Genomic DNA, 5,096 nt, shown 5'->3' with positions numbered 1-5,096 from the left:
CCGCCGGCCGGGAGCGGCACGGCCGACCCGCTCCCCACCCCACCGCCCGGGGCACCGCCGACGTACGGGACGCCAGGGGGACCCGCCGCGCCGGCCGCGCCGACGGCCGGTGCCCGGGACGACATCGTCCGGGCCGTGCACGCGGCGCGCTCCCGCAAGGGCATCGAGTCGTACCTGCGGCACCTGGCGACCGTCACCGGGGAGGGCGAGGAGGTGCTGGCCGTCGCCCTCGGACGGCACGAGCGGATCGACACCCTCGCGGCCGTCACCGACCGACGCCTGATCCTGCTCTCCCACCGGTGGGGTGCGCCCTCGGTGGTTCCGATCCCCCGGGAGGCGATCGCGCAGGTGCGGCAGCAGGCGGGACTGCTGCACGCCGCGTTGACGGTCCTGCCGGCCGGCCCGCCGGGAACGCCGCCGCTGGAGGTGACGCACCTGGACCGGAACGACGCCCGGACGATCGCGGACGCGCTCCTGCGCACGGCCCCCGTGGCCCCGCCGCCGACCGGGCCGTTCACACCCGTGGGTGCCACCGGCTCCGGTCCGTCGCACGCATCGCCGTTCCCCCCGTCCGGGGTCGGCCATCCGCCGGTGTCGCCCGGGCCCGTTCCCGTTCCCGTTCCCGCCTACGGTCCGCCTCCCGGGGCAGCCGCGCCGGGACCCGTCACGCCCGTCACGCCGGCCACTCCGCCCACCGGCGGCCCCCTGGGCGGGAAGCCCGACGACGAGCGGCGCCCCGCCGACCGCCGGTACGTCGTCCTGGACTGCGAGACCACCGGGCTGAACGCCGCGCAGGGCGACCGGATCGTCTCGCTCGCCCTGGTAACCGTCGACGGCGGGCGGGTCGTGGACCGCTGGAGCAGCCTGTGCAACCCGGAGCGGGACACCGGGGCGGTCCACATCCACGGCATCGACAACGCCACCGCCCGTCGGGCCCCGCTCTTCCCCGCCCTGGTGCCGGAGATCCTGCGGCGCCTGGACGGCGAGACCGTCGCCGCCCACAACGTGGGGTTCGACCTGTTCTTCCTGGCCTCCGAGCTGGAACGCGCCGGCGTCCCCTGGCGACCGGGGCGGGTGCTCGACACCCTGGACCTCGCCCAGCGCTTCATGCCCCGGCTACGGAACCACCGCCTGGCCACCTGTGCCAAGGCCCTGGGCATCCCGCACCACGCCCACCGGGCGGACTCCGACGCCGAGGTCACCACCGCCCTGCTCCTGCACCTGCTGGACCGCGCGGAGGAGGAGGGGCACGCCGACCCCGCCTCCCTGACCGTTCCCGGCATCCGGGTGCTGCGCCGGGCCCGCCGTAGGTCGCTGCGGTGCGACGCGGAGGCCCCCGCCCTGTCCCGACGCCACCGCGACGCCCACCGCACGGTGGAGGCGTGGCCGGAGAGCACCGCCGTGTGGCGGCAGGCGCTGGGGACGCTGCAACGCGAGGACTGCCCGGAGGCGGGTCGGTTGCTGGCCCGATTCGGGGTGCGGAAAGCCGGCTCCCCCGACCCCGCTGACGGCCCCGTCGCCGACGAGGCGCTGCGGACGGCCATCGACCTCCACCTCGCCGGGGGCGTGCCGGACCGCGACGACCTGCGGTACGCGATGGAGGGGCTGGCACGGGCCGACGCCGAACGCCGGACCCCCGAACGGCTGCTCGCGCTGTTCCCCGAGCCCGCCGCCACGATCGCCCGCCTGCCCGGCTGCGGTGACTGCGCCCCCTGCGAGGCGGGCGGTCGGTGCGTCACGGGCAGCCCGGCGGCGGCCTTGGTTTCCCACTTCACCGAGGCCGGACAACGCGCCGACATGGAGGAGTTGGCCCGGTACCTGCCCCTCATCCACGAGGCCGGGGAACGCACCGTGCTCGGCCGGGCGGCCCGGCACGTGGGCCAGGCCCGGGAGAAGGCCGGCCGGGAGGACGAGGCCGCCGAACTGTGGCGGTGGGCGGTGGACCGGGGCGCCCGGGACGGCGTGCTGCTCAACCGGCTGTCGATGCACCACGAGCGACGCCGCAAGGATGACGCCGCCGCCCTCGCCATCTGCGAACTGGCCCTCGACGGCCCGTTGGACGGCGGCGGCAGCTCGGCGCGGGAGGCGATCGAGAAGCGCGCCGAACGCTGCCGCAAGCGCCTGGCCCGCGCCGCGTCCTCCTGAGCGAGCCCTCGGCGCGCGTTTTCTTTCATCCCGCTCGCTCAGGGAACAGCGGGGTCGGCCCCGTCCGGGCCGCCCTCCCCGACCGGCGGGAACGCGGAGAGGCGGGCGCCGCGCGCCTCCGCGACCCGGTGCACCTCGCGCAGCGCCTCCGCCATGCGCCTCACCAGGTACCGCAACTGGTCGTCGGTGACCCGGCGGTCGTCCACCATGTCGGCGGCGTGGCCGAGCAGGACGAGGGCCGCGTCGAGCTGCACGTCCTCCACCCGGTGGAGCAGGCGGGAGGCGCGGCCGGCCGCGTCCCGGGTCGGGAGGGGCGGTCGGGCCGCCGGCTCCGGTCGGGTCGGTGGGCACGGGACGCCGGTCGCCGGGGCGTTCACGCCGCCGCTCCCCCGCCACGAACCGCCCGCCGCCCTCCGGGGGCGGTCGCCGGGGCGGGCCCCGGTACGGACGCCACTGCTCGGCGGTGCCGGGCCGCACCCCGCCGCGCCTCGGGCTCACGGCAGGCGGCGGGCCGTGCCCGGTGACGGCCGGACGCCGGGCGGAGGAACCGCGACAGCGGTTCGGGAAGGCGGGCGATGAGTCGGCGCACGGCGTCACTCCACGGTTCGGGTGTCCCACCCCGGCGGCTCGGACCGCGCCGGGGTCGTCGCGGAGCCGGCCCCGGCCGCACTCCGCTCCGTATCGATTCACTCACACAGTGAGACGTGACGGGCTACGCTGACCAGGGGGTTCGGAGTGACGTCCCACCTGTCACGCGGGAGTTGACCATGAGTAACACCTATGGGGAATGGCTGCGGGAACAGCGCACGGCGGCCGGCATGACCCAACAGGAGTTGGCCGACGCGGCGATCATGACCCGCTCGCACATCGCCCACATCGAGGCGGGCCGGCGCATCCCCTCCCGCGAGGACGCCCGCCGCCTGGACCGGGTCCTCGACACCGGCAACGTGCTCACCAGCTTCCTGCCCCAGAAGGACGTGGCCGTCGCCGACTACTTCGAGGCCGCCCGCCATCTCGAACAGCAGGCCACCGTCATCCGCGAGTTCGCCCTGTCGTGCGTTCCCGGCATCCTCCAGACGGAGGCGTACGCACGCGCGATCCTCCGCAGCGGCTTCGCCCCCTTGAGCGATGAGGAATGTGACCGGCTCGTCGTCACACGGCTGGAACGCGCGAAGATCCTCGCCCACCGCCCTCTTCCGGTGGTGTGGGCCCTCCTCGATGAGGCGGTTCTACGCCGCCCGGTCGGCGGACCGGCCGTGATGGCCGACCAGCTCGCTCATCTCGTCCGGCTCTGCGAAGAGGGACGGGTGCGGATCCACGTGTTGCCCTACGGGCTGGGCGCCCATCCCCTGATGCAGGGCATGTTGACCCTGATGTGGTTCGAGGACCAGCCCCCCGTCGCCTACTCGGAGGGGTTGCAGGTGGGGAGGGTGCACGACTCCCCGACCGTGGTCGAACGGTTGCAGAACGCCTACCATCAGGCGTTGGGGGACGCGTTGCCGTCGAAGGAGTCCCTTGCCCTCCTGCGAGCGACCGCGAAGGAACATCAACGTCATGCCTGACCTCGCCACCCCGGCCGCTCCCATACCCGGGAGGTGGCGCAGGTCGTCCTACAGCGGCCCCGAGGGCGGCAGTTGCGTGGAGATCATGGACGGCCACCCCTCCGCCGTCCCCGTCCGCGACTCCAAGAAGCCCCGGGGCCCCGTCCTCACCTTCACCCCCGCAAGCTGGACCGCCTTCCTCGCCACTACCCATCGCGGCTCATCCACCATCTGAGCACCGGCGCAACCGGAGTTTCCTTCGCCGCACGAAGAACTCCAATGGCGTCGAATTGGGCGAAATCTGCAAGATCAACAAACTTCATCAACCATCAGTAATCAAACTCACCCAGAAGCCGCCTTCCTTGACTCCGGGGTCAAGGTCCATGAATTTAAGGCACGCATAGTCACGCATTTCACTGTAAATAGAATACGGGTCGCAGGATTCATCGACCCCTCCTTCTCTCCACATGGAAATCTCGGCTTCCCCCGCACGCTCCTCCTCCTCGGCAAGCGCCGCAACCAGCCCATCCCAACGCCACGCGCATTCGACGAATAGCTCAACTTTCGAATTCACGAAGGTGGGGGAAATTTCAAAGCCGGAGGAAGGCTTCACACGGGAACTCGCAGCCCACCCTTCCGGAAAAGCCACAACTTCACCCACGCCCTTTACCGCAACAATACTGGCCGATCCGTATGAGCCAAGGATGTAAAATTCACCACCGCTTGAAACCCGCAACGGCCTCGGTGACTCCTGAAATTCAGCCACGATCCCCATCAAGTCATCCCCCCTGCCGGAGGGGAGACCATAAGACGACAAGGCGACCTTCCCCTCCTCGGGAAGACTCCATTCACGCCAAGAAACAGGGAAAGCAGCAGTCCCCCGCCGACTCAAACTTTCAACACTCTCCCCAAAAATGCGATCGACTGAAGCTTTTGCCATATCCGCATCCACGACTTCATCACCAATTTTCCACTTATCGACCAAATGCATGTCTACGAATAACCGACATGGCATTGTCGCCCTTCTCGAAGGTCCACGACAGCGTAGCATTTGTGTACCTGGACATACGAGCAGCGCAGTCATGACCAATCGTAGTGCAAAAATTTCGCTCCGAATATATGGCTTTTACCGATTTCGGATCGATTCCGATTTCATCCAGGAAGTTATCGGCATGAGCTTCCGAGTGTTTACCGCGAACCGTGTTCGAAAAAGCCAGATTAGCGGTCTTGCCATTCGGTAGCTCAACGCTATACACGGCAATGTTCTGACCCGAGGGGATACCCGCTTGCCGCCTGTACTGAATGGCAATTTGGCTCAAATCTGTTGAGCCGTAAGGAACCGGCCCGCATCCGGCGAGTCCGAGGGGGTCGGTCCAGACCAGGGGGTTGTGGGGGTAGGTGTGGGGGTTG

6 protein-coding genes are annotated in these 5,096 nt (G+C 70.2%); 3 read left to right on the top strand and 3 right to left on the bottom strand.

Going from position 1 to position 5,096, the window contains the following annotated elements:
- The coding region (locus tag FOE67_RS16120; RefSeq protein WP_267133336.1) for an exonuclease domain-containing protein at positions 1–2,145 on the top strand (2,145 nt) is incomplete at its 5' end.
- Positions 2,146–2,183: 38 nt separating this feature from the next.
- On the opposite strand, the gene FOE67_RS16115 is transcribed toward FOE67_RS16120, so the two are convergent.
- Positions 2,184–2,522 carry a hypothetical protein gene (locus FOE67_RS16115; protein ID WP_194444331.1) on the bottom strand — a complete coding sequence of 113 codons (339 nt, stop codon included), beginning with the start codon at positions 2,520–2,522 and terminating at the stop codon, positions 2,184–2,186.
- A 390-nt stretch (positions 2,523–2,912) separates the two neighbouring features.
- Between FOE67_RS16115 and FOE67_RS16110 the strand changes: the two genes are divergently transcribed.
- The gene (locus FOE67_RS16110) at positions 2,913–3,707 is read left to right on the top strand and encodes a helix-turn-helix domain-containing protein (protein WP_182664882.1); all 795 of its coding nucleotides are present in this window, start codon (positions 2,913–2,915) and stop codon (positions 3,705–3,707) included.
- The gene (locus FOE67_RS16105) at positions 3,700–3,921 is read left to right on the top strand and encodes a DUF397 domain-containing protein (protein WP_182664880.1); all 222 of its coding nucleotides are present in this window, start codon (positions 3,700–3,702) and stop codon (positions 3,919–3,921) included. Before FOE67_RS16110 ends, FOE67_RS16105 begins: the two co-directional genes overlap by 8 nt.
- Positions 3,922–4,008: 87 nt before the next feature.
- Here the strand turns inward: FOE67_RS16105 and FOE67_RS16100 are convergent, their stop codons facing one another.
- Positions 4,009–4,677: an SUKH-4 family immunity protein gene (locus FOE67_RS16100; RefSeq protein WP_182664878.1), complete on the bottom strand. Its 669-nt coding sequence runs from the start codon at positions 4,675–4,677 to the stop codon at positions 4,009–4,011.
- The coding region (locus FOE67_RS16095) for a nucleic acid/nucleotide deaminase domain-containing protein (protein ID WP_182664876.1) at positions 4,661–5,096 on the bottom strand (436 nt) is incomplete at its 5' end. The genes FOE67_RS16095 and FOE67_RS16100, both read right to left, overlap by 17 nt.

This window comes from Streptomyces calidiresistens (genome assembly GCF_014141525.1).
Classification (GTDB): domain Bacteria; phylum Actinomycetota; class Actinomycetes; order Streptomycetales; family Streptomycetaceae; genus Streptomyces; species Streptomyces calidiresistens.
This window is presented reverse-complemented; position numbering and strand designations above follow the sequence as displayed.